Here is a 22,879-nt window from a genome sequence, read left to right as displayed (position 1 = left end):
GCCCACCATGCCATCCCCCTCACCGATCTTCGTCGCGGGTACCGGTCGTTCGGGAACGTCACGGATCGCCGACATCATCGGCGAACATCCGCTGATCCACCGGATTCCCATGGAGACCAGGTTCCTCATCGACCCGGGCGGCCTGCGGGACCTGGCCGACGCGCTCACCGATCGATACGACCCCATCGTTGGTGAGGACGCCCTGTACCGGCTGAGTGACTTCCTCACCGTACGAGTGCCCGGCCGGCGCGACGATCGCGGCAAAACCGTTCCCGAGCTGGTCGGCGAGCGGCGCTACCGAGACGCGGTGCAACAGCTCTGGCCGCAGCTGGTCGCGTACACATTCGACGAACCTGCGCCTGCGGAAGGCTTCGGGAACGCCGACCGGCCTGCCGGACCGTTCGAGCCGTCGAGCCGCAGGCGGGTACTCCCGAGGTTTTTCGGCGATCGGCGCGAACTGCTCGGGATCCTCCGTGGCCTGATCGACACGACGTTCGGCGGCGCAGCCGCCGACGCGGGCAAGCCGACCTGGTGCGAGAAGACACCGTTCAACCTGCTGCACATGGACTTCCTCTGGGAACTCGTCCCCGAAGCGACCATCGTTCACATCAAGCGCCACCCGGTCTCAGTGCTCGCATCCCACCTGGCCCAGCCATGGGCACCGCCCACCGTCGACGGCGCGCTCGCCTACCTCAAGCCGGTCTACACCCGGTGGCTCACCTGGAAGAACACGGTCGACCTTACGGGCAGGCGATACATCGAGGTGAAAGCCGAAGACCTCGCAGCCGACTGGCCCGGGCAGCGCCGCACCCTGTTCGAACGACTCGACGTCGACGACTTTGCCACCCCGTCAACGTTCCAGTCTCACAAGCTGGCGAACCGCAACGACCAGTTCGACGACGAAACCCGCGAGTTCATCGAAGAAGCACTCGGCGACGTCATACCGGCCATGGGATATGAGTGACGTTTCTGGCTCTCCACCTCGAAGACGCCGCGTCGCGCCTCGAACGCCCGGTAGAAGCAAGCTGCTTCAGCCGAGCCGCACCAGTCCGGGCGACGCCCGGGCCGGCGTCCCCTGTCCGACATGTCTACGCCGGCGTGGCACCACGCCAGGTGCTGCGGTTACACGCAACAGCAGATAGGTGGTGAACTGGTCGTGTGGGAGCGTGGCCGAACGGACTTCGCGTAGCTGCAGAAATGCCGGCTCCTGGTTGCTCGAGGCGACAGGGGAGTCTGTCATCACGATCGCCCAGTCGGGAGGCTGTCCATGAAGGAGCTGACGGAGAACACGGCCTGGCCGGGTCCGGCCGGCCCGTATCCGGGCGGGCTGGAGAGGCCGTTGCCTTCCATGGTCGCGCGGTAGACCTCCAGCAGCCGGACGTGGTATTCCAGCGGCGCCCCCTCGGGGTTGGTGCGGCCGAGCGGCGTGGTCGGCTCGGGGCACCAGGTGGTGAAGCGCGGGGTGATGCCGCGCGACATGAAGTACTGGAGGCCCTCGGCGGTGGACGCGATGGCCTCGTCCACGGTCGTGAAGCCGTGCGGGGCGGCCATCTCGACGCCGGCGACGAAGTTCGGGATCACGTTGCGCGGCCCGAAGACCTCGGCCGAGTCGAGGATGCGGCGGTGCCACTCCTCGCGGCCGACGTAGCGCTCCTTGCCGGGGCAGTAGAGCTCGAACAGGCGCTTGTCCCACACCTCGTAGTTGGGGTGGTAGATCTGAATGCCATAGTCTTTGAACCGCTGCACGTCGGTGCGGGGCAGGGCCTGCGCGACCACCTTGCCGAGCCAGCGCCCCGGGAACCGTTCCTCGATCGCCTGGGCGTACCGGCCGTAGAAGTCGGCCTCAGCGCGCCCGTCGACCTTTGAAGTGATACTACCGCCGGTAAGCGTGTACGCCTGGGACGCACGCTCGGTGTCGTACTTGTCGATGATCTCCAGGGCCTCGAGGATCTCGTCGACGGGTTTGATCCCGGTGTACGGGCGCCCGGCCGCCTTGTGCTGCCGCCAGTTGTGGTTGATGTCGCAGTACTGGCACTCCTCCTTGGCGCCAAAGTACTGGCAGACCCGGAAGACGGTCAGGTAGATGAGGTAGCCCCACTGGATCGTCGGGGCTACCTCCATCACCGATTTCCCGTTGGCCAGCGTTTGCTGGTAGTACGCCGGCATTGGCGGCAGCCCGACGTCGGCGATCGGCTTGCCGTCCAGGAACAGTTGCATCCGTCCGTCGTCGCCGGTCTTGACGCGGTACGGCGAGGCAGGATTGGTGCGGACCGACACGATCGTCCGCCGCAGCCCGTACGGCCCGCCGGTGAGCACGATCTCCTCCGGCGGCCGGCGCAGCGCGGCCGTGCCCAGCTCCGGCAGGGTCCGGTGGTCGAAGGAGAAAATGAAGTAGGACTTTGGTTTGACGTCGCCGTTTTCGTTGTCCGTCAGCGCCGAGTCGTCGAAGGCGAGCCCGCCGCGCAGCAGGTCCTCCTTGATGACCGCCTCGTGCGGTACCTGTGGGAAGCGGCTCATCATATTCTCGACGAGATCGGTGCGAGACGGCATACACCCTCCTAACGGGTTGCGCGGGACCGGGTGGCAGGGCGCCACCCGGTCACCCACGTGTCAGCTCTGCTTGGTCTCCCAGAAGATGTTCGCGATCTCCTCGATCTTGGCGAGGAGTTGCTCGGCGACGGCCGGGTCGGCGGAGCCCTTCGTGCCGCTGGCACCGGCCAGCTTGGTGGCCTCGTTGAACAGGCCGTGCAACTGCGGGTACTTCTCGAAGTGTGACGCCTTGAAGTAGTCGGTCCACAGCACCCAGAGGTGGTGCTTGACCAGTTCGGCGCGCTGCTCCTTGACGATCAGCGAACGGGTGCGGAACTCCGGGTCGGTGTTGTCCTGGTACTTCTTGCTGATCGCGAGGATCGACTCGGCCTCGATACGGGCCTGGGCCGGGTCGTAGACCCCGCAGGGCAGGTCGCAGTGGGCGCTCGCGGTGGTCCGCGGGCGCAGCAGAGATGACAGCCTCATCAGATTCCTTCCGGTAACGACGGTGTAGTGACGAAACCCCTGGCGTGACAGACGAGCGGACCGTCGTCGGCCCGAGGAGAACCTCGAGCACAGAAGCCGCGACGAGCGTCGCGGGTCAGGTCAGCCTGCTTGGACCACCGCAGGTGGATGCTGGAACTCGGCGCTACCAGCAGATGGTGGGCGGACTGCGGCTCCGCGACGCCGATTCGTTGATCCACAACAAGGACGCTAGACATTCAACCCGACTTCAGGTCAAGCCGGGGCTGTCCTGCTCACACTTCTCGTCGAGGCGTACCGGTCCCTGGCCCTGATGGCGAAGCCGATCCCCGGGATTGCGCATCCCACATGACCGCATGGAGAGGCAGCCGCACCCGATGCAGCCGGTGAGCTGGCGCTCGAGGTTCCCGATGTAGCGCCGCCGGGCTTCCAACTCGCCTTTCCACATACGCGACACGCGGTGCCAGTCGTGCTGGCTTGGCGGTTGGCCGGCCGGCAGCGTGGCGAGGATTGCGGCGACGTCGGCGAGCGAGACGCCGAGCCGCTTGGCGGCGAGGACGAGAGAGATGCGGCGCAGCATATGGCGCCGGTAGAGGCGCTGATTGCCAGGGCTGCGCTCGGCGGCGATCAGCCCTTTGTCCTCGTAGAACCGTAGTGCGGAGGCGGGCAGCCCGGTACGAGCAGTGACCTCGCCGACGGTGAGCAGATCATCCGGGCCCGCAGGCTGCTCTGGTGGCACCCGGAGACCGTAGAACTTGAACCCTGGTTGAGTTCAAGCGGTTGAGGTGAAGTGCGGTTGAGGTCTTAGCGTTCACGCCGTGACTTACGTGATCGCGTTGCCGTGCGTGGATCTGAAGGTTAAGGCGTGCGTCGACGAATGCCCCGCCGACTGCGTCTACGAGGGCGATCGGATGCTGTATGTCCATCCGGACGAGTGCGTCGACCGCGGAGCCTGCGAACCGGTCTGCTCCGTCGAAGCGATCTGGTACCAGCGTGATCTGCCCGTCGAGTGGAAGGGCTACCGGGCCGTCAACGCCGAGTTCTTCGACGAACTGGGGTCGCCGGGCGCGGCCGGGCGGGTCGGGCCCATCCCGGCTGACCATGCGCTCGTGGCCGCGCTGCCACCGCAGGAGACGGAGTGACGATCGAGTTGTCCGTGGCGATCGTCGGCGCCGGCCCGGCCGGTGTCCACGCCGCCGGTGCCTTGAGCGAGCTCGCACCCGGGACGCGGATAGACATCTTCGAGCGGCTGCCCGCCCCGTATGGCCTGGTCCGGCACGGCATCGCCCCGGACCATCCCGCCCGGGTCAAGCAGCTCACCGACGAGCTTCGTGCCGTGCTCGCCGGCAGCGGCGCCCAGCTCTTCTGCGGTGTCGAGATCGGCACCGACGTCACGGTGCGCGACCTGCGCAACCGCTACGACGCGGTCGTCATCGCCACCGGCGCCCGGCGGGACGTCCCCGTCGAGCTACCCGGCCTCGGTCTGCCCGGCTCCTTCGGGGCGGCGGACTTCGTCGCCTGGTACGGCGGCCACCCCGACGCGCCGCCGGCGTGGGCGCTGCGAGCGGAGTCCGTTGCGGTGATCGGCGCCGGCAACGTCGCCCTCGATGTGATTCGGATGCTGAGCAAGCCCGCGTACGCCCTCGCCGGCACCGGCATCCCGTTGCACGTGTCGAATGAGTTCGCCGCCAGCCCCGTCCGCGACATCCATCTGTTCGCGCGCCGCGGCCCGGCCGACACCCGCTTCAGCCCTACGGAGCTGGGCGAGATCGGTGACCAGGATGACGTCGATGTCATCGTTGACCCTGCCGACCTGGCCCCCGATCTGCACATGGAGCGCATGACCCGGCAATTCGCGCCCACCCGGAAGGTCGTCGACATCCTGCGAGCCTGGTCGCGGATCCCCGCTGCCGCACGGACCGCGTCACGGCGCGTCCACCTGCACTTCTACCGGATCCCCGCAGCCATTCTCGGCGTCGACCGGGTGCAAGGGCTGCGCACCGAACGTGCCGTTCCCGACGGCTACGGGCACATCACCGGTTCCGGTGACTACGAGGACCACAAGGTCCAGGCCGTCTACCGCGCCATCGGCTACGCCGCCTCACCCCTGGCAGGTGTGCCCTTCGACCCCGAAACCCGCACTGTTCCGCATCGCGCCGGGGCGGTGCTCGGCGAGCCGGGACTCTACGTCACGGGCTGGGCCAAACGCGGCTGCATCGGCCTCGTCGGCGCCACACGCGCGGATACCTTCCAAACCGCAAGAACGCTTTTGCAGGATCACGTACGCAAGTGAGGAACCGACCATGCGCAATCCCGCACGGGTCGCCGTCATCGGCGCCGGCCCGGCCGGGATCAGTGGGTAGCGCGGTTTGCGAGGGACGAGTCCGACGGGGCCGCCGCGGGCTCGGTACTGCTTGACAATGGCCGCACCGTCGATCGTGGCGGCGATGACGTCCGGGCCAAATCCGCGTCCCGCATAACCGGGGCAGCGCCCCGTATGCTGCTGGCCATGACCGGGGCGACGCAACGGTTGTGGTGTTCGTCCCTCATCGGACCGGACCCGCCAGCCATGAGGAGACCACGCCCATGACCACACGCGACGAGGCGAGCGGAATGCGACCACTTCGGTATTCCATCAACGTCACATTGGACGGGTGCTGCGACCATCGTGCAATTCCCGCCGACGAGGACTTGCATCGTCACCACACCGAGAACCTCGCCCGGGCCGACGCACTTCTCTTCGGCCGGGTGATGTACGAGATGATGGAGACAGCGTGGCGGCCGGCGGCGCCGACGGGGTCGAGACCTGATTGGATGGAGCCCTTCGCCCAGACGATCAACGCGGCAAAGAAGTACGTCGTGTCAAGCACCCTGGAGCGGGTCGATTGGAACGCGGAGTTCGTGCGCGGGGATCTGGGCAAGGCCGTTCAGCAGCTCAAGCAGGAGTCGGGTAAGGGGCTCTTCGTGTCAGGCGTGCAGCTCCCGCTGGCGTTGGCGGAGCTGGGATTGATCGATGAGTACGAGTTCGTGGTGCAGCCCCGGATAGCGGGTCACGGGCCGACACCGTTCGCAGGTCTATCGAAGTGTGTCGACTTGAAGCTCGTGAGTCGGCTGGAGTTCGCCTCGGGGGCGGTGGTGATGCGGTACGAGCCGAGAAGGTAGCCATCGGCTCGCTTCCAGCGAAAGGCCAACGACTACCTGTTCGCCACCTGATCCACCTCTCACCACGGTACAGTCTTTGCTGAATACAGCGGCTGCTGTATGGTTGGGGGTGTGGAGAGGTTGACGCACGGGCAGGTGCTGGCGCGTTTCGGCCATGGGACCCGGCGGGCGGTGCTTGCCCGCCGGGTGAGGCTGCTGGTCGCCGCGACCATCACCTACAACGTCGTCGAGGCGGTGGTGGCGATCACCGCGGGGACTCTCGCGTCGTCGACGGCGCTGATCGGCTTCGGGCTGGACTCGGTCATCGAGGTCGTCTCGGCGGCCGCGGTGGCGTGGCAGTTCTCCGCCGCCGACCACGAACGCCGCGAACGCACCACGCTGCGGATCATCGCAGTGTCGTTCTTTGCCCTCGCGGCCTACGTGACGGTGGAGTCGGTGCGGGCCCTGGCCGGCGCCGACCGGGCTGCGCACTCCGCCGTTGGCCTGGTCCTGGCCGCGCTGTCTTTGGTCGTGATGCCGGTGCTGTCGGCCGTGCAGCGCCGCGCCGGTCGTGAACTCGGCTCCGCCTCGGCGGTGGCCGATTCCAAACAGACTCTGCTGTGCACCTACCTGTCCGCGGTGCTGCTGGTCGGGCTGGCGGCCAACTCGTTGTTCGGCTGGTGGTGGGCCGACCCGGTCGCCGCCCTCGTCATCGCCGCCGTCGCGGTGAAGGAAGGCCGCGAGGCGTGGCGCGGTGACACCTGCTGCCCGCCGGCCACCGCGGTGTCCGCCATGACCGCCCCGTCCGCGTCCGTGGATGGCTGCGGTGACGACTGCTGCGCCGGCAAGGAGTGAGCCGATGGCCGCCGTCGCCCTACTGATCTACCTGCTCGCCCTCGGACTGGCGTTCGGGTGGCGCAGTTTCGCGCAGTGGCGCCGCACCGGCGACACCGGACTGCGGCTGGACCCCGTACCGGCCGGCACGCTGCGCTGGTGGGCCAAGCTGCTGTTCGTCGCCGCGCTGCTGCTCGGCGCGGCGGGCCCGGTCGCCGCGCTCGCCGGCATGAACCCGATCGACACTCTCGACCGGCCCACGATGCGGATCATCGGACTGGTGCTCGCCGTCGCCGGAGTGATCGCCGCCCTCGCCGCGCAAACGGGCATGGGCACCTCGTGGCGGGTCGGGGTCGACCCTGACGAACGTACCGACCTGGTCACCGACGGTGCGTTCGCGCTGGCCCGCAACCCGATCTTCACCGCGATGATCGTGACGGGCCTGGCCCTGGCCCTGATGGTGCCGAACCCGATCTCCCTCGCCGCCACCGTGGTCCTGGTCGTGTCGATCCAGTTGCAGGTCCGCGCGGTGGAGGAGCCATACCTCGCCCGTATGCACGGCGCTGCCTACGCCGCCTATGCCTCGCGGGTGGGCCGGTTCCTGCCCGGCACCGGTCGCCTCGCCGAGCCCGCCAAGGTCGCAGGCCGCGGGTAGGAGCCGTCCCCGACCTGACAGGTACGGAGACGGTGGTCGGTCAGGCCCTGGCCATACCCGGACCGACCGACTACGGGTGGGTGCCCAGCGCGGCATGCGCCAGGTCGGCTCAGGCCGCCTGCCCCGGGCTCTGTCGAAATGGTCCGGACCGAACGGGCCGAATCCCGTACGCTCCGGCGGTGTTCACCCCGATTCGCGCGCGCCGGCTCACCCTCCGGCCGGTCACGATGGACGACCTTGACGACGTGTACGCGTACCAGCGCCGGCCCGACGTGTGCCGCTGGATGCTCGGCAACGAGCCGCGCAGCCGCGAGCAGTCGCGGGAGTCGGTGGCGACGATGACCCGCGAGGACGGGCTGCGTGCCGAGGGTGACATCCTGACGTTGGCCGCCGAGCTGGACGGGCGGGTGACCGGCACCGTCGAGCTGGTCTGGCGGAGCCGGGCCGACCGCACCGCCGAGATCGGGTACGTCTTCAACCCGGAGTTCTCCGGCCGGGGGCTGGCCACCGAGGCCGTGGCGGCGCTGCTGGGATGGGGCTTCGAGGAGTTCGGCCTGCACCGCGTTTACGGCCGGTGCCACGCCGGCAACGAGGCGTCGGCCCGGCTGATGACCCGGCTGGGGATGCGGTGCGAGGCGCGGCATGTCGAGAGCTACCTGTTCCGCGGCGAGTGGGCCGACCGGCTCGTGTTCGCGATGGTGGCCCGGGAATGGCTGTCGCGATCGGCGGCGCTCCACGATCCCGCTGTCCAGCCGGACGCGCGCCAGCCGGAACCAAAGAACTGAGTGGCGCACATGCTCATTCCGGCATCCCTGTCCGTGCCGCTGTCAGGAGAATCCCGTTGAGGCCCTCCTCGAACAGCAGGTTGTCGTCCCATCGGGTGTCGTCGAGATGGCCAGAGGCGCTGAGGGTCGGATAGGCGTTGGCGCTCGCGGCGACATGGTCGCGGGCTGCGGCTCTCGCGTCAGGGTCCGCGGTCTGGTGCCACGTGGCTTCCGTGAGCGAGGCGCCGATGACGTAGTTGGCCAGCATTCGCGTGGCCACCGCAAGCTGAAGTCCGCAACAGCCGCCGCGCACCAGCGCCGATTGCAGGAACTCGGTACGGGCCAGGACGTTGGGCCCGAGCATCGGACGTCCGACCAGCCTTGGTGCCCAGGGATGGCCCAGCATGGCGCCACGCCAGCCTCGGACGAGGACGCGGATGTCCTCCAGCCAGTTGTCGCTCACGTCCGGAACTGGCACGTCGCCGAAGATCCGGTCGACGGCCAGGTCCAGGACGTCATCCTTCGTCCTCACGTGCCAGTACAACGCAGTCGCCGTCACGTCGAGCTGCTGGGCAAGGCAGCGCATCGTCAGGCCCTCGATGCCGTGCTCGTCCAGCAAGGTCACCGCTGTGTCCACGATGCGCTCAAGGGTCAGCGGCGGTTTGCGCCGTGCACGCGAGGACTCCGCCCGTAGCCACACCGGCGGAGGGGTGCGGCTGCCCCGTCGCCCCGCCGAGGGTGTCGTCGGCACACCGGGCTCTGCGGTGGTCATGGAGCCGACTCTAGTCCAGTGGACAGGCAATTTAACAGCGGTAAGCTAGTCGAACGTACGAAAGGATGGCCTTGACGGTCGGCAAGGAGTTCACGCCATGCCTCTGCTGCGAGTCCACCTCGACAGCGACCGGACCACCGCCCGTCGCGTCCTGCAACTGCACCAAGCGGGCAAGATCCATCACGAGTCGCGGGAAGCTGCTCGGGAACAGGTGTGGCGCCAGGGCTCCACCCCGGCCGGTGACCCGATCTTCGTCGGCATCACGAACGGCCGCCGCAACGTGCAGTTGCTCTACGACGTCGAGGTCTACTCCGACACAGCCCCTTGAGCACCCGCCAAGCACACGGTGGTGAACACCTCGATCACGGCATCGCGGTCGGCGAGGGCGGGGCGCTGCCGCCCCGCGGCGCCTCCGCCGTCATCAGGCGTACGATCTCCGCCCGGTCGGCGGCGGACGGCAGGCCCCAGCCGGGGCGGTACCCGTACACCTCGTGCAGCGGGTGGGAGGCGGTGCGGCCGTCGAGGACCTCGATGGCGTCGGTGTCGATCAGGCCCGGATGCTCGACACCGCACGCCTCGGCGACCTTGAAAAGGTCCCGCCGCAGGGTCCTGACGTAGTTGGCCGCGCGGACCGACTTCCGGGTCGGGTCGAGGCCCCGGGCGAGCCACGGGTTCTGCGTGGCGACGCCGGTGGGGCACGTGTCGGTGTGGCACTTCTGGGCCTGGATGCAGCCGATCGCCAGCATCGCCTCCCGGCCGACGTTCACCATGTCGCAGCCGAGCGCGAACGCCACCACGGCGTTGTCGGGCAGGCCGAGCTTGCCGGCGCCGACGAAGACCACCTGCTCGTGCAGGTCGCGTTCGGCGAAGACCTTGTAGACGCGGGTGAAGCCCTGCTGGAACGGCAGCGACACCGAGTCGGTGAAGATCAACGGCGCGGCGCCCGTGCCGCCCTCGCCGCCGTCGACGGTGACGAAGTCGACCCCGCGCCCGGTGTCGCGCATCAGGGTGGCCAGCTCCTCCCAGAAGCCGAGGTCGCCCACCGCGGACTTGATGCCCACCGGCAGGCCGGTCTCGGCGGCGAGCAGCTCCACCCAGTCGAGCAGGCTGTCGCAGTCGGAGAACTCGGCGTGCCGGGACGGGCTCACGCAGTCCCGCCCCGGCGCGATGCCCCGGGTCGCGGCGATCTCCGCGGAGACCTTGGCGGCCGGCAGCAGGCCACCGAGGCTGGGCTTGGCGCCCTGGCTGAGCTTGACCTCCAGCGCCCGCACGGGCGCCCCGGCGACGAGGTCCCTGAGCCGGTCGAGGCTGAACCGGCCCTGCTCGTCCCGGCAGCCGAAGTACGCCGTGCCGATCTGGAAGACCAGGTCACCGCCCTTGCGGTGGTACGGGGACAGCCCACCCTCGCCGGTGTTCTGCAGGCAGCCCGCCAGCGCCGCGCCCCGGTTGAGGGCCTCCACCGCGTTGCCGGAGAGCGAGCCGAAGCTCATTCCGGAGATGTTCACCACCGACTCGGGCCGGAAGGCGTGGGCCCGGCTCCGGGCGGCGCCGAGCACCTTCGCGCACGGCAGCCGCACATCGTGCCCGGCACCCGGAGTGGACGGCGGTACGGCGCGGCCGAAGGTGCGGTGCTTGATGATCGGATAGCCGGGGGTGAACTCGATGTCGTTGTCGGTGCCGAAACCGAAGTAGTTGTTCTGCTGCTTCGCCGACGCGTACACCCAGCGGCGCTGGTCGCGGGTGAACGGGCGCTCCTCGTTGTTGCCCGCGACGATGTACTGGCGCAGCTCCGGCCCGATCGACTCCAGCAGGTAGCGGGCCCGGCCGAGGACCGGGAAGTTGCGCAGCAACGCGTGGTCGCGCTGGATCAGGTCGCGCGCGGCGAGGGCCGCGACGGCGGCGACGGCGGCGGGTACGGCTCGACTTGCCCACTTCATGCCCGCCACTCTTTCCGCGATCGCCCTCCGCCAAACGGGCCGGCGGGGCGGACCCGGCCGGATCAGCCGTGCGTCGGCTGCCGACGGACCACCAGCAGGGCGATGTCGTCGGTCGGTTGCTCGACGCCGAGGGCCGCCATGACGGTGCGGCAGACCTCCTCGGGAGGGTCCGGCCGGACCGCGTGGACGAGCTGCTGGAGGCCGACGTCGATGACCTCGTCGCGGCGTTCGACGAGCCCGTCGGTGAAGCAGGCCAGGACGGCCCCCGGCGGAAGGTCCACCTCGGTCTGCCGGCGGGCGGGCGGGCGGCGGCCCGTGCCGAGCGGAGGGTCGACGGGGACCGGGACCAGGGCGCCCGGCCGGCCCGGCACGGCGAGGACGGGTTGCAGGTGCCCGGCGCTGGAGATCCGGATCCTGCTTCGATCAGGGGAGACCATGACGTAGAGGGCCGTGGTCAGGCTGCCGGCCTCGAAGTGGGAGACCTTCCGGTCCAGCAGCGCCAACGCCTCCGCCGGATCGCCGCAGACCAGCGCGTACGCGCGCAGCGCGCTGCGGACGCGCCCCATCACCACGGCCGACTGCAGGCCGTGCCCCGACACGTCGCCGATCACCAGCCCCAGCCAGCCCGACGGCAGGCTGAACACGTCGTACCAGTCCCCGCCGACGCCGGCGACGTGACCGGGCACGTACCGGGCGGACATGGCCAGGCCGGGCACCTCGGGCAGCTGGTTGGGCAGCAGGCTGCGCTGCAGGGCGAGGGCGGCGGTCTGCGCCAGGTTGTTCGCCCGGGCGAAATGGGCCAGGCTGGCCCGGTCGGCGACCAACTCCAGCAGGCGGACGTCGTCGGCGGTGAACTGACGGTGCTGCAGCGTGCCGACGTGTAGCACGCCGATGAGCTCACCACGGGCGAATATCGGCACGCCCAGCAGCGACGTCAGGCCCATCGCCAGCAGGATGGGGTTGACCACCGCGTCGGGGGTGACCTCCTCGATGACCACCGGCTGTCGGGTCAGCGCGATCCGGCCGGCGAAACCCCGGCCGACCGAGACGCGGAAACCTTGCCGGACCTCCTCCTCGAGACCCTTGGCGGCGGTGGCCACGAGCTGCTGGGCGTGCGCGTCCAGCAGCAGGATGGCCGCGGTGTCGACGCCGAGCAGATCCCGGACGCGATCGAGCAGCTCGTCGAAGAGATCGGCCGCGTCGAGCCGGGACAGGGCAGCGTCGGTCACCGCCTCGAGACGGCGTAACCGCTCGTCGTCCTGGATGAGCCCCGCGTCGGCCACGACAGGATCCTAGTCCCGCTGGCTGGTTCCGCCGCTATCCGACCTGCGCCGACAGCAGCCCGTACGGTGCGCGACGCCGGCCGGACGGTGACGACCGCGAGGATCGTCCCGAACCGGCCCGTTCGGGTGTTTCGAGACCGGCAGCGGCGCCGGCGGTCCCGGATTCGCGGCCGGTCAGGGGCGGTGCCGGCGGGCGGACATCGCCTGGAGCGTCGGCCGGCGCACCACCGCGATCCGGTCGCCGCGGGCGCGCAGCGACGTACGCCCGCCGCGTCCACGCCGGACGGTCAGGTCGACGGTGCGCCCGCCGACCTGCACGCCCTCGAGGACGAGGTCCGGCAGCCACTCGGGCAGGTGCGGGTCGACGAAGATCGTTCGCAGCGGCGCGGCCGGGCGCAGCGCCAGCAGCGCCTGGATGAGCGCGACGACCGCGCTGGCGGACCAGGCCTGCGGGGAGCACGAGTTCGGGTAGACGCCGGGGTGCGGGTGCGCGTCGTCGCGCGGCAGGCCGCTGAGCACCTCCGGCAGGCGGTGCTCGGTGAAGAGCGCCGCCGCGGCGAACATCCCCTCGGCGAGGCGGTGCAGGTGCTCCCAGCAGCCGTACCGGGCCAGCCCGAGGCCGATCGTGCCCGCCTCCACGGGCCAGACGCTGCCCCGGTGGTAGCTGAACGGGTTGTACGCCGGGTGTGCCGACGACAGGGTGCGCACCCCCCAGCCGCTGAACATGTCGTCGGCGAGCAGCCGGTCGGCGACCAGGGGAGCGAGCCGGGCCGGCACGATCCCGGTGGCGAGCAGGTGACCGTCGTTGGAGTTGACCGAACGCACCTGACGCTTGTCCGGGTCGAGCGCCATGGCGTGACAGCCCCGCTCGGGCATCCAGTAGGCGCGGTGGAAACGGCGACGAAGGACCGTGGCCCGGCGGAGCAGCCGGGCGCCGAGCGCGGGGTGACCGGCCGCGGCGAACACCACGGCGGCGTGCCGCAGCGCGGCGTACCAGTACGCCTGGAGCTCGCTGGTCGCGATCGGGTTGGGCACCACCTCGCCGTGCTCGTCGACGATCGCGGTGTCCGAGTCCTTCCACCCCTGGTTCTTCAGCCCGGCCCGGGACCGGCAGTGGTATTCGAGGAAGCCGTCCCGGTCGGGGTCGCCGTACCGGTCGATCCAGTCCAGGGCGCGGCGCGCGACCGGCAGCAGATCCCGCACCGTGTCGAGATCCCCCGTCCACGCGAAGTACTGCCCGAGGAAGATCAGGAAGTCCGGCGCGGTCGACCAGTCGCCGTAGTAGCCGCTGAACGGGTCGAGCCCGAGCGCGGACACCGGTCCCTGACGGGCCTCGTGCAACGGCTTGCCGGGCTCCTCGTCGCGCCAGTCGTCGATGCGGCGCCCGAGGTGGCCGGCGTTGAGCCGCAGGCTGTCCGCCAGCATCGTCGGCCCGGCGAGCAGGGCCTGCCACGACGCGGTCATCGTGTCGCGGCCGAAGATCTCCTGGTAGATCGGCAGGCCGGCCATCGGCGCCGTCGGCCCGGCCGGCTCACCCAGCGGCAGCACCGCCAGGTCGTCGACCGCGCACCGCCAGGCCGCCGTGACGTCGAAGTTGCTGCTGCTCAGCCGGGTCAGTTCCCGGGCGAGGTGGGCACGGGCGCGGGCCGCGTCGTCGCCCGGCTCGGCGAAGGTCGGCGGCGGCGCGGCGAGACGCCGTCCCTCGAAGACCGGCTCGACCACGAGTTCCACCCGGCCCGACCCCCGGGGCGGCACCGTGACCGCGACCAGGACGGCGTCGTCCACGTACCGGACGGGCGAATCCGCGCGTACGCCGATCGCCACCGCCCGGTCGAGGCCGTCGCACCGGTAGGTCAGGCGCAGCTCGCGGTCGTCGGGGTGCCAGCTCGCGTCCACCGCGCCCGACTGCATCCGGCGGCCGGTCTCGGCCTCGCTGGTGTCGGCGAAGTCGGCGGCGAGATCGATCCGCAGTTCCAGTTCCAGCGGCACCGGGGCGTAGCTGACCACGGTCAGCCGGGTGCGCAGCCCCTCGCCGACGAAGCGCTCCACCAGGAGGTAGGCCGCGCGGGAGGGCAGTGTCTCACCGTCGCCGAGTGCGGCGTACGAGAGCTGGGCGTGGCCGGCCACGTTGGCCGTGCTGAACGGCACCGGCTCCCGGCCGTCCACGGCGAGGCGCTCCGTGCTGAGCACCCGGGTGTTGCGCGCGAAGAAGCCCTGCGGGTCGGCGCCGGTGATCCGGCCGCGCACGTCGGTGACCAGCGTGCTCCAGCCGCTCGCCACGTAGAGCAGATCCGGTCGGACCCGCAGGTTCCGGACGCCGCTCATCGGCCCGGCGGCCGGCGTGGCATCGGCGTCCGGGGCGGCCGCGGCCGGCGCGACCTCCCGCGGCCGGAGGCGGTCCCGGCGGGGCGGGCGGCCGGCGGGTGCGGCGACGTCGCGCGGCCGGCGGGGGTCCCGGCGGCAGACGCGCTCGGCGGCGTCGACGGCATCGGTGCACCCCCTGACCGGCGGCTGCGGGCCCGGGCGCGCCGGTGCGGCGCGCCGCGGACCCGTCGGACAGCGGTCGGTACCCGGTCGCGCCGCCGGTACACCTCCGGCCGGGCCGCCGGGTCGCGGAAGCGCTCCCGAGATCAGCCCTGGGGCTGGACGATGTCCACCATCCAGCGGGTGCCGAAGCGGTCGACGCACATGCCGAACTCGTCGCCCCACATCTGCTTCTCCAGCGGCATGGTCACCGTGCCGCCGTCGGTCAGCTTCTCCCAGTAGCCGCGCAGATCGTCGGCGTCGTCACCGCTGAGGCTGACGGCGACGTTGTTGCCCGGGTCGTGCTCCATCCCCGGCGCGGTGTCCGAGGCCATCAGGGTGTAGCCCCGGTCGGTCTCCAACATCGCATGCATGATCTTGTCGGTCAGCGCGGGATCGTCGGTGCCGAACTCGCCGAAGGTGCTCATCGACAGCGAGCCGCCGAACACCCGCTGGTAGAACTCCATTGCCTCCCGCGCGGTGCCCGGGAAGCTGATGTACGGGTTGAGCCGAGACGCCACAGCACCCTCCTCCGGTCGTGAAGGCGTCATCGTCGCAGATCAGGGGCCGGGTGTGGACGAGGCGCGCCCGCGTTTCGCGGCCCGTGGGAGCGGGAGGCCGTCCCACGGGCCGCGGGCGGTCAGTGCCGGAAGGAGTGGCGCACGACGCCGCCGACGAGGACGCACCACGTGTTGGTGGTGAGCTTGCCGTCGCGGGGCAGGCCGTGCAGCGCCTGGAGGTCCTGGACGGCCTTCTTGGTGGCGTGGTCGTACTCGCCGGTGACGGCGACGTCCGCCCACCCCTTGAAGTTGAGCATGAACTGGGCGGCGCTGACCGGGATGCCGGTGGCGTCCTTGTCCAGCTCCGGCGCCAGCGTCTCCCAGGTCGGCGCGGTGAGGGTGGCGTCGACGTCGACCGGGATGCCGTTGCGGTACTGCCAGTCCTGCACGGCCGCGACGGTGGCGGCGTCGAAGACGCTGTTGACCGGCACGGTGTAGCCGCGGTGGGCCAGCAGGTACTGCACGACCCGCACCGACGGCGAGCCGACGAACCGCCACAGGTCCGGCCAGCGGCGGGCCGGCACGTCCGCCAGGTCGGTGTCGAGCGCCTCGAACACCCGGCGGCGCAGGTCGGGGAACTGCCGGTAGAAGGCGGCGCCGGGGCACTGGGTGGTGCGGAAGTCCCAGTGCCCGAAGATGTCGTGGGCGTGCAGACCGTACTGCCGGCAGATGGTCGTGCAGAGCTTGACCAGCGAGTCCAGCAACGCCTCCGGCGGAGTCTCGGTGACGTACGTGCCCTCGTTCTCGATGCCGATCGCCCGGCCGTTCTCGCCCGGACAGTGCGCCGAGATCATCTGCCGGTCGCCGGCCTGCAGCCGCTCCAGGCTGCCTCGGCGCCCCTCCATGACGTATCCGCCGCGGCTGACGGTGAAGTGCTGGCCGGTGTCGGACCAGCGGTTGCCGTCCATGTGCAGGTCCTGGCAGTCGCGGGCCAGCTTGATCGCCTGCGCCTCGGAGTAGTCGGTGACGTTCGGGAACGCCATGTGGTGCACGATGATCTTGTTGGTGGGGATGGCGCTGACCGACAGCGGGTCCGCCGGCGGACGCGCGCCCCACTCGTCGCAGCTGTAGATCCAGTCCAGGTCGGCGCCGGGGTCCGCCTGCGCGGCGGAGGGGAAGGCGAGTTCGCTTCCGACGACCGCGACCGTGGCGGCGCCGAGGCCGGCCCGCAGCAGGGTCCGGCGGTCCAGTTCGGAGTGGTCGAGGTGCATGGCATCTCCTGTGCGGCCGGGTCGGGGGTGGGAAGGGGGTGTGTGAAAGGAAACTCCAGTGGCCGCCTGTGTTGTGGAAGATATTGCCCAGGCCGCCGCCGCTGGTCAATAAGGAGTCGACCGGTCGTCCAGGTGACCGCCCGTGCCGAGGTAGAGGATCACGGGCAGCGACGCGCAGGTGGCCGTGGGTCGTCGGGTTTCCGACAACGGAGGCTTCGGCCGGTGAACGAGCCGGCTGCCCGGACCGACGACAGCGCGGACCGTCAGGGGGCGTCACCAGGCAGCGTAGACCGGTACGGGCGGATCCGCGGCGCGAACCGGCGTCCGACGATCCTCCGAGAGGGACGGTCCGCCGACGATCGGGTGATCGGGCCGCACCGAGCGGGGGACCACCGCACAGCGGCGTGCCCGCGATACTCGGTCGGCACCGGACCGCGTGCATTCACGGAAGATGCGCCTCAGACGGCCGCATGCCCGTTGTCCCAGTTCCCGGCGGCGCCGGTGGTGCTCCTCGGTGGGGACGTCGCGGCGGGTCAGAGCACCTGGGAGAGGAAACGGCGCAGCCGGGGGTGCTCCGCCCCCTCGAAGATCGCGGCCGGCTCGCCGGCCTCCAGCACCACGCCGCGATCCATGAACGCGACGGTGTCGGCGACCTCGCGGGCGAAGCCCATCTCGTGGGTGACCACCACCATCGTCATGCCGCCGGCGGACAGCTCGGCCATCAGCCCCAGCACCCCCTTGACCAGCTCCGGGTCCAGAGCCGAGGTCGCCTCGTCGAAGAGCATCACCTGCGGCCGCAACGCCAGCGCGCGGGCGATCGCGACCCGCTGCTGCTGCCCGCCCGACAGGTGCGCCGGCCGGGCGTCGGCCTTGGCCGCGAGCCCCACCAGCTCCAGGTGGTCGCGGGCGACCGCCGCCGCCTCGTCCTCACCAAGCTTCCTGATCCGGCGCAGCGCGAGGGTGATGTTGCGCAGCACGCTCATGTGCGGGAAGAGGTTGAACTGCTGGAAGACCATGCCGACCCGCTGCCGCAGGGCGTCCGGGTCGTCGCCCAGCACGCTGCGCCCGTCGAGCAGCACGTCGCCCCGATCGGGCTCGATGAGCCGGTTGATGGCGCGCAGAAGCGTGGACTTGCCCGAGCCGGACGGGCCGATCACGCAGGCCGTCGCGCCCCGCGCGACGTCCAGGTCCACGCCGCGCAGCACCCGGTGCGACCCGAAGGCCAGGTGCACGTCGCGGACGCTCAGGCTCACCGAGGTCGTCGTGTCGATGCTCATCGCTGGTTTCCTCCCGCCGCCCCCGGCAGCGCCAGGTCGAGGTCGTCGTCGGCGTCGGCGGGCGCGGCGGCCTGCCGGCCGTGCCGCAGCCGCCGGTCGATCCAGTTCACGACGTGGGTCAGCGGCACGGTCAGCGCCAGGTAGAACAGGCCGGCCAGCAGCAGCGCCGACTGGTTGCCGGTGTTCGCCGCGTAGTCCTGCCCGATCCGGAACAGCTCCCGCTGGCTGGCCAGCAGGCCGAGGAAGTAGACCAGGCTGGAGTCCTTGATCAGCGCGATCAGCTGGTTCACCCAGGCCGGCAGCACCCGGCGGATGCCCTGCGGCACGATCACCAGGCGCATCGCCTCGCCCCAGGACAGGCCCAGCGCCCGGGCCCCCTCCAGCTGGGCGGCCTCCACCGACTGGATGCCGGAGCGGAAGATCTCGCCGATGTAGGCCGCCGCGATCAGCGACAGCGCCAGGATGCCCAGGGGATACGGGTTGGGGCCCCACACCTCCATGCCCAGCGGCGCCAGACCGACGCCGATGAGCAGGATGGTCGCCGCGGCCGGCAGGCCGCGGAACACGTCGGTGTAGACCCGCGCCGGCCAGCGCAACCATCGGGTACGCGAGATGCCGGCGACGGCCAGCCCCATGCCCAGCACCGAGCCGAGCAGGGCGGCGGAGATCGCGAGGATCAGCGTGTTGGGCAGCCCGACCGTCAGCATCTCGGGCAGCGCCTCGCGCATGGAGTCCCAGTCGAAGAAGGTCTCCCACAGGGTGCTCAACGGATCCATCGTGTTCTCCTACCGTCCCGCTCGCTCGTCGTCCGTACGTGTCAGGAGGCGGCCGAGGCCGACGGCACCGGGACGGTGCCGCTGCCCGGCTTGAAGTCGGCGGGGATCGGGCGGCCCGGGTAGTACTGGGCCTGCAGGCGGCTCCACGTGCCGTCGGCGATCACCTCGTCGAGGCCCTTGTTCAGCGCCTCGCGCAGCTTGTCGTTGCTCTTGGCGAACGCGTACGCCGTCGGGGCCGGGCTGAGCAGCTTCCCCGCCACCTTGATCTTGCCGTTGCTGTCGGCGGCCGACTTGTCGCCGATCTCGGCGGGGGCGATCCAGGCGTCGGCGGTGCCGGCCTTGAGCTGGTTGATCGCGCCGTTGTAGTCGGGCACCCGGACCGGGTCGAGGCCCTCGCCGGTCGCGTAGTCGTCCTGGACGGTGCCCTGCACGACCACGACCCGCTTGCCGGCGAGCTGGTCGAAACCGGTGATCGACGAATTGGCCGGCACGTCGAGCCCGAAGTGGCCGAAATCGTAGCCGTTGCCGAAGTCGACGGTCTTCTTGCGGGCCTCGGTGATGGTGATCGAGGAGCTGCCGACGTCGAACTTGCGGTTGTTGACCTGCGAGAGTAGCGCGGAGAAGTCCGTCCCGACGAACTCGACCTTCAGGCCGACCTTCGCGGCGACCGCGGTGAGCAGGTCGTTGTCGAAGCCGGTGAACTTGCCGTCCTTGAGGTAGACGTTCGGCGGGGCGTCGGTGAGCGTGCCGGTGCGCAGCACACCCGGCTGGAGCAGGTTGTACGGGTTGTCGGTCGCCTCGGACGCGTCGTCGCCGCAGGCGGTCAGGGCGGTGGCGGCGAGGACGGCGGCGACGCCGAGGGCGGCGGCGCGGGTGAGGGCGGGAAGGAATCGCACAGGTGTCTCCGAAAGGGGTCTCCGACGGCGGGCACGGGCGTGCGTCGCCGGCGGTGCGCCCGGTGGGCGTACCGCTGGGGTGGTCCTGGGAAGGGGGTCTGGTGCGTGGCTAGCGCGGGTCGCCGGGGCGACACGAGGCGCTGCAGACCCGCATCATGTCGACGTGGCGGCGCCGGGTCAGGGGCGGCGTCGGGGCCGCGGCGCGGACCGTCGGTACGCAGATGCGGAAGGACATGGCTCTCCTCGGTCGTTGCTGACCTGGGAACCAGGCCACGCTTGCACCGGAGCTGCTCCGGTGCCTGGTCTTCACCCGGGGCACCCCTGCGCGGACGAGGGTTGCCGGCCAGCGAGCCGGGGCTTGACGCTGGCGCTCATGACCTGCCGACGAGGCTAGCAGCCCCCCGTGGTGGCGCGTCCAGCCGCTATGACCACCCTCACGTGGCGCCGCCCGGCGCGAGCGGAGACGCTGCCGACCCAGGCGGCGACCGGCGGCGAATTGAGGCTGACCCCGACGCCGAGCCCGGTGGCGAACCCACGCCGAACCCGGGGCCGAACCGGCGGGCTCGGTTCCGGGCGGTCACTCCTCGATCGCGCCGCCCACGTGCCGCGGGTGCTGCCGGACGGTGTAGCCGGGGGTCGGTGGCGCGGCGGGCGAGGTGGTCGGCGAACCCGGTCTGCTCGCGCAGCGTCTTCGAAGAACTTCGCCTTGAGTCCAGCAGAAACGGACACGGTCCTCGCAACTCCCAGAAGGTCTGGGTGTTGCGAGGACCGCTAGATCCCGAGGTTCAGCCGGGGTCCCGGTGTGGGGGTGCGCTGGTGGCGCCGTTGCCGCTAGAGCGTCAGCGTCCAGGTGTTGAGGTAGCCGGTGTCGCCGGAGGCGGCGTCCTGCACCCGCAGCTTCCAGGTGCCGTTACGGGCCTCGGAGGAGAGGTTGACGGTGTAGGTCTGGTTGATGTTGTCGGTCGAGCCGCCGGTGCGGTTGTGCAGGGTGTAGGCGGTGCCGTCGGGGGCGATGAGGGTGACGACGAGGTCACCGATGTAGGTGTGGACGATGTTCACGGCGACGGTGCTTGCGGTGGAGGCGTTGCCGGAGCAGCCGCTGATGGTGATCGAGCTTTCCACCGTGGTGTTGTCGCCGATGCTGACGTCGGTGCCGTTCGTGCCGGTGCAGCCCGGGGGCGTCCCGCCGACCAGGTTGAGCGTCCAGGTGTTGAGGTAGCCGGTGTCGCCGGAGGCGGCGTCCTGCACCCGCAGCTTCCAGGTGCCGTTGGCGGCCTCGCTGGAGAGGTTGACGGTGTAGGTCTGGTTGATGTTGTCGGTCGAGCCGCCGCTGCGGTTGTGCAGGGTGTAGGCGGTGCCGTCGGGGGCGACGAGGCTGACGACGAGGTCACCGATGTAGGTGTGGACGATGTTCACGGCGACGGTGCTGGTGGCGGAGGCGTTGCCGGAGCACCCGCTGATGGTGATCGAGCTTTCCACCGTGGTGTTGTCGCCGATGCTGACGTCGGTGCCGTTGGTCTGCGAGCAGCCGGGCGGCCCGTTGACCGTCAACGTGTACGACGCGGTCTGGGTGGTGACCGTGCCGGTGCCGGTGACGGTCACCGGGTAGGTGCCCGGCGCGGTGGTGCCGGTGGTGGAGATGGTCATCGTGGCGGAGTTGCCGGAGGTGACCGACGCCGGGCTGAAGCTCGCCGTGGCCCCGGCGGGCAGGCCGTTGGCGGAGAACGTCACGTTCTGCGCGCTGCCGACCGTGGTGGTGGTGCCGACGGTCGCGGTGACCGAGCTGCCCGGGTTGACCGTTCCGGAGGTGGGCGACACCGACATGGCGAAGTCCTGCGTCGGCGTGCTGATGTTGCCGACGTAGAGCAGCTTGTTCGGTGAGCCGGTGCCCGGGTTGGTGACCTTGCCGTTGGTCGCGTCGTTGACGAGCTTGTCGCGGACCTGCTGCGGGGTGTACGACGGGTTGGCGGCGAGGACCAGCGCGGCCGCGCCGGCCACGTGCGGCGTGGCCATCGACGTGCCGCTGATGGTGTTGGTGGCGCTGTCGCCGGTGTGCCACGCCGAGGTGATCGACGAGCCCGGGGCGAAGATGTCCAGGCAGGTGCCGATGTTGGAGTAGTCCGCCCGGGCGTCGGTGCTGGTGGTCGCCCCCACGGTGATCGCGTTGGGGGTGCTGGCCGGCGAGACGCCGCAGGCGTCGGCGGAGTAGTCGTTGCCGGCCGCGATGGCGTAGCTGACGCCGTCGGCGATGGAGGCCGTCACCGCGTCGTTGACGGCCTGGTCCTTCCCGCCGCCGAGGCTCATGTTGGCCACCGCCAGCTCGCCGGGGTCGTGGTCGCCGGTGACCCAGTCGATGCCCGCGATCACCCCGGCGTACGTGCCGCTGCCCCCACAGTCGAGGACCCGGACGCCGACCAGGGTGGCGTTCTTGGCCATGCCGTACGCGGTGCCGCCCACAGTGCCCGCGACGTGGGTGCCGTGGCCGTTGCAGTCGTCGGCCGCGCCGCCGTCGACCGAGTCGAAACCGGTGACCGCGCGGCCACCGAAGTCGCTGTGCGAGAACCGGATGCCGGTGTCGATGATGTACGCCCGGACGCCGGAGCCGCCGTTCGGGTAGGTGTAGGAGTTGTTCAACGGCAGGTCGCGCTGGTCACTGCGGTCCAGGCCCCACGACGGGGTGGGGCTCTGCGTACCGGAGATCCGCACGACGTGGTTCTGCTGGACGTACTTCACCGACGGGTCGGCGGCCAACCGCCGGGCCTGCGCGGCGGACATCCGGGCCTCGAACCCGCGCACCGTGTGCTGGAAGGTCCGGGCGACGGTGCCGTCGTGCCGACTGGCCAGGGCGCGGGCGTTGCCCGTGACCTCGGCCCGGGTCACCGCGGTGTCCTTGAACACCACGATGTACGAGCCGGAGACCGCGGTGGCGCCGCCGGCCTGGAGGATCTGCCCCTCGGCGGGAGCGGCGGTCGCTGGGGTGCCGAACGCCACCGCGGCGGTGACCGCGGCTGTTGCGACGCCCAGACGCCAGTGGCGCCTGGACAGGCGGGGGAGTGTCATCGGTCGTCCCTCTCCTGACGCCGGATCCCGTGCGGGGGGTGGTGCGGAGATCCGGGAATGTCGATCTGGTCGGAGGTGATGCTAGACGGCGATGCATTCGAATGTATAGATGAAAGAATTTCCGCGTTTCCTGCTGATTCCACGCGGATGTGAAGGACTTGCCGTGCCGACACGCCTG

The 22,879-nt window shown here is 70.5% G+C and carries 21 protein-coding genes and 1 riboswitch; of the genes, 8 read left to right on the top strand and 13 right to left on the bottom strand.

Annotation, left to right across the window (positions count from 1 at the left end):
* Positions 1-7 precede the first annotated feature (7 nt).
* Positions 8-964, top strand: coding sequence for a sulfotransferase family protein (locus tag ACZ6Q9_RS01505; protein WP_393454139.1), 957 nt, complete (start codon positions 8-10; stop codon positions 962-964).
* 275 nt (positions 965-1,239) lie between these two features.
* On the opposite strand, the gene ACZ6Q9_RS01500 is transcribed toward ACZ6Q9_RS01505, so the two are convergent.
* From ACZ6Q9_RS01500 to soxR, 3 genes are all read right to left on the bottom strand, one after another.
* On the bottom strand, positions 1,240-2,550 hold the full coding sequence (locus tag ACZ6Q9_RS01500) for a radical SAM protein (protein ID WP_393454142.1): 1,311 nt from the start codon (positions 2,548-2,550) through the stop codon (positions 1,240-1,242).
* Positions 2,551-2,610: 60 nt separating this feature from the next.
* The gene (sodN, locus tag ACZ6Q9_RS01495; protein ID WP_393264105.1) at positions 2,611-3,015 is read right to left on the bottom strand and encodes a superoxide dismutase, Ni; all 405 of its coding nucleotides are present in this window, start codon (positions 3,013-3,015) and stop codon (positions 2,611-2,613) included.
* A 247-nt stretch (positions 3,016-3,262) separates the two neighbouring features.
* A complete protein-coding gene (gene soxR, locus ACZ6Q9_RS01490; protein ID WP_393454145.1) occupies positions 3,263-3,751 on the bottom strand; it encodes a redox-sensitive transcriptional activator SoxR in 489 nt (162 codons plus the stop codon).
* A 79-nt stretch (positions 3,752-3,830) separates the two neighbouring features.
* On the opposite strand from soxR, the gene fdxA reads away from it, so the two are divergent.
* The 6 genes from fdxA to ACZ6Q9_RS01460 all read left to right on the top strand — a co-directional run bounded on the left by fdxA (position 3,831) and on the right by ACZ6Q9_RS01460 (position 8,427).
* Entirely contained in the window at positions 3,831-4,154 is a 324-nt protein-coding gene (fdxA, locus tag ACZ6Q9_RS01485; protein WP_393264103.1) for a ferredoxin, read from the top strand.
* Entirely contained in the window at positions 4,151-5,305 is a 1,155-nt protein-coding gene (locus ACZ6Q9_RS01480; protein ID WP_393454148.1) for an FAD-dependent oxidoreductase, read from the top strand. Before fdxA ends, ACZ6Q9_RS01480 begins: the two co-directional genes overlap by 4 nt.
* Positions 5,306-5,598: 293 nt before the next feature.
* The gene (locus ACZ6Q9_RS01475; protein ID WP_393454151.1) at positions 5,599-6,174 is read left to right on the top strand and encodes a dihydrofolate reductase family protein; all 576 of its coding nucleotides are present in this window, start codon (positions 5,599-5,601) and stop codon (positions 6,172-6,174) included.
* 120 nt (positions 6,175-6,294) lie between these two features.
* Positions 6,295-7,008: a cation efflux transmembrane domain-containing protein gene (locus tag ACZ6Q9_RS01470; RefSeq protein ID WP_393264442.1), complete on the top strand. Its 714-nt coding sequence runs from the start codon at positions 6,295-6,297 to the stop codon at positions 7,006-7,008.
* Positions 7,009-7,012: 4 nt separating this feature from the next.
* Positions 7,013-7,642: a methyltransferase family protein gene (locus tag ACZ6Q9_RS01465; protein ID WP_393454154.1), complete on the top strand. Its 630-nt coding sequence runs from the start codon at positions 7,013-7,015 to the stop codon at positions 7,640-7,642.
* Between the two features lie 179 nt (positions 7,643-7,821).
* Positions 7,822-8,427, top strand: coding sequence for a GNAT family N-acetyltransferase (locus ACZ6Q9_RS01460; protein WP_393454157.1), 606 nt, complete (start codon positions 7,822-7,824; stop codon positions 8,425-8,427).
* Between the two features lie 13 nt (positions 8,428-8,440).
* On the opposite strand, the gene ACZ6Q9_RS01455 is transcribed toward ACZ6Q9_RS01460, so the two are convergent.
* Positions 8,441-9,178 (bottom strand): TetR/AcrR family transcriptional regulator, encoded by a 738-nt coding sequence (locus tag ACZ6Q9_RS01455; protein WP_393264090.1) that lies wholly within the window; start codon positions 9,176-9,178, stop codon positions 8,441-8,443.
* A 97-nt stretch (positions 9,179-9,275) separates the two neighbouring features.
* Here ACZ6Q9_RS01455 and ACZ6Q9_RS01450 point away from each other — a divergent pair, with 97 nt between their 5' ends.
* Positions 9,276-9,506 carry a hypothetical protein gene (locus ACZ6Q9_RS01450; protein WP_393264087.1) on the top strand — a complete coding sequence of 77 codons (231 nt, stop codon included), beginning with the start codon at positions 9,276-9,278 and terminating at the stop codon, positions 9,504-9,506.
* 34 nt (positions 9,507-9,540) lie between these two features.
* Here ACZ6Q9_RS01450 and ACZ6Q9_RS01445 read toward each other — a convergent pair whose 3' ends face one another.
* From ACZ6Q9_RS01445 to ACZ6Q9_RS01405, 9 genes are all read right to left on the bottom strand, one after another.
* The gene (locus tag ACZ6Q9_RS01445; RefSeq protein WP_393264084.1) at positions 9,541-11,115 is read right to left on the bottom strand and encodes an FMN-binding glutamate synthase family protein; all 1,575 of its coding nucleotides are present in this window, start codon (positions 11,113-11,115) and stop codon (positions 9,541-9,543) included.
* Positions 11,116-11,177: 62 nt separating this feature from the next.
* Positions 11,178-12,398, bottom strand: a complete 1,221-nt coding sequence (locus ACZ6Q9_RS01440; RefSeq protein WP_393264082.1) for a PP2C family protein-serine/threonine phosphatase — start codon at positions 12,396-12,398, stop codon at positions 11,178-11,180.
* A gap of 174 nt (positions 12,399-12,572) precedes the next feature.
* A complete protein-coding gene (locus tag ACZ6Q9_RS01435; RefSeq protein WP_393264079.1) occupies positions 12,573-14,723 on the bottom strand; it encodes an amylo-alpha-1,6-glucosidase in 2,151 nt (716 codons plus the stop codon).
* 305 nt (positions 14,724-15,028) lie between these two features.
* A complete protein-coding gene (locus tag ACZ6Q9_RS01430; protein ID WP_393264076.1) occupies positions 15,029-15,442 on the bottom strand; it encodes a VOC family protein in 414 nt (137 codons plus the stop codon).
* Positions 15,443-15,561: 119 nt separating this feature from the next.
* Complete coding sequence (locus ACZ6Q9_RS01425) at positions 15,562-16,692, bottom strand: peptidoglycan recognition protein family protein (protein ID WP_396826871.1); 1,131 nt, start codon at positions 16,690-16,692, stop codon at positions 15,562-15,564.
* A gap of 533 nt (positions 16,693-17,225) precedes the next feature.
* Positions 17,226-17,963, bottom strand: coding sequence for an amino acid ABC transporter ATP-binding protein (locus ACZ6Q9_RS01420; RefSeq protein ID WP_357454770.1), 738 nt, complete (start codon positions 17,961-17,963; stop codon positions 17,226-17,228).
* Positions 17,964-17,965: 2 nt separating this feature from the next.
* Positions 17,966-18,745 carry an amino acid ABC transporter permease gene (locus ACZ6Q9_RS01415; protein ID WP_350708139.1) on the bottom strand — a complete coding sequence of 260 codons (780 nt, stop codon included), beginning with the start codon at positions 18,743-18,745 and terminating at the stop codon, positions 17,966-17,968.
* Positions 18,746-18,786: 41 nt separating this feature from the next.
* Positions 18,787-19,641, bottom strand: a complete 855-nt coding sequence (locus ACZ6Q9_RS01410; protein WP_396826874.1) for an ABC transporter substrate-binding protein — start codon at positions 19,639-19,641, stop codon at positions 18,787-18,789.
* Positions 19,642-19,908: 267 nt separating this feature from the next.
* A riboswitch (SAM riboswitch) is annotated at positions 19,909-20,020 on the bottom strand.
* A 452-nt stretch (positions 20,021-20,472) separates the two neighbouring features.
* Positions 20,473-22,701: a proprotein convertase P-domain-containing protein gene (locus tag ACZ6Q9_RS01405; RefSeq protein WP_393454169.1), complete on the bottom strand. Its 2,229-nt coding sequence runs from the start codon at positions 22,699-22,701 to the stop codon at positions 20,473-20,475.
* Positions 22,702-22,879: the final 178 nt, after the last annotated feature.

The sequence above is a fragment of the Micromonospora sp. NPDC049139 genome (assembly GCF_055586845.1).
The sequence above is the reverse complement of the archived record's forward strand: the minus strand, read 5'-3'. Positions and strand labels throughout refer to the sequence as shown.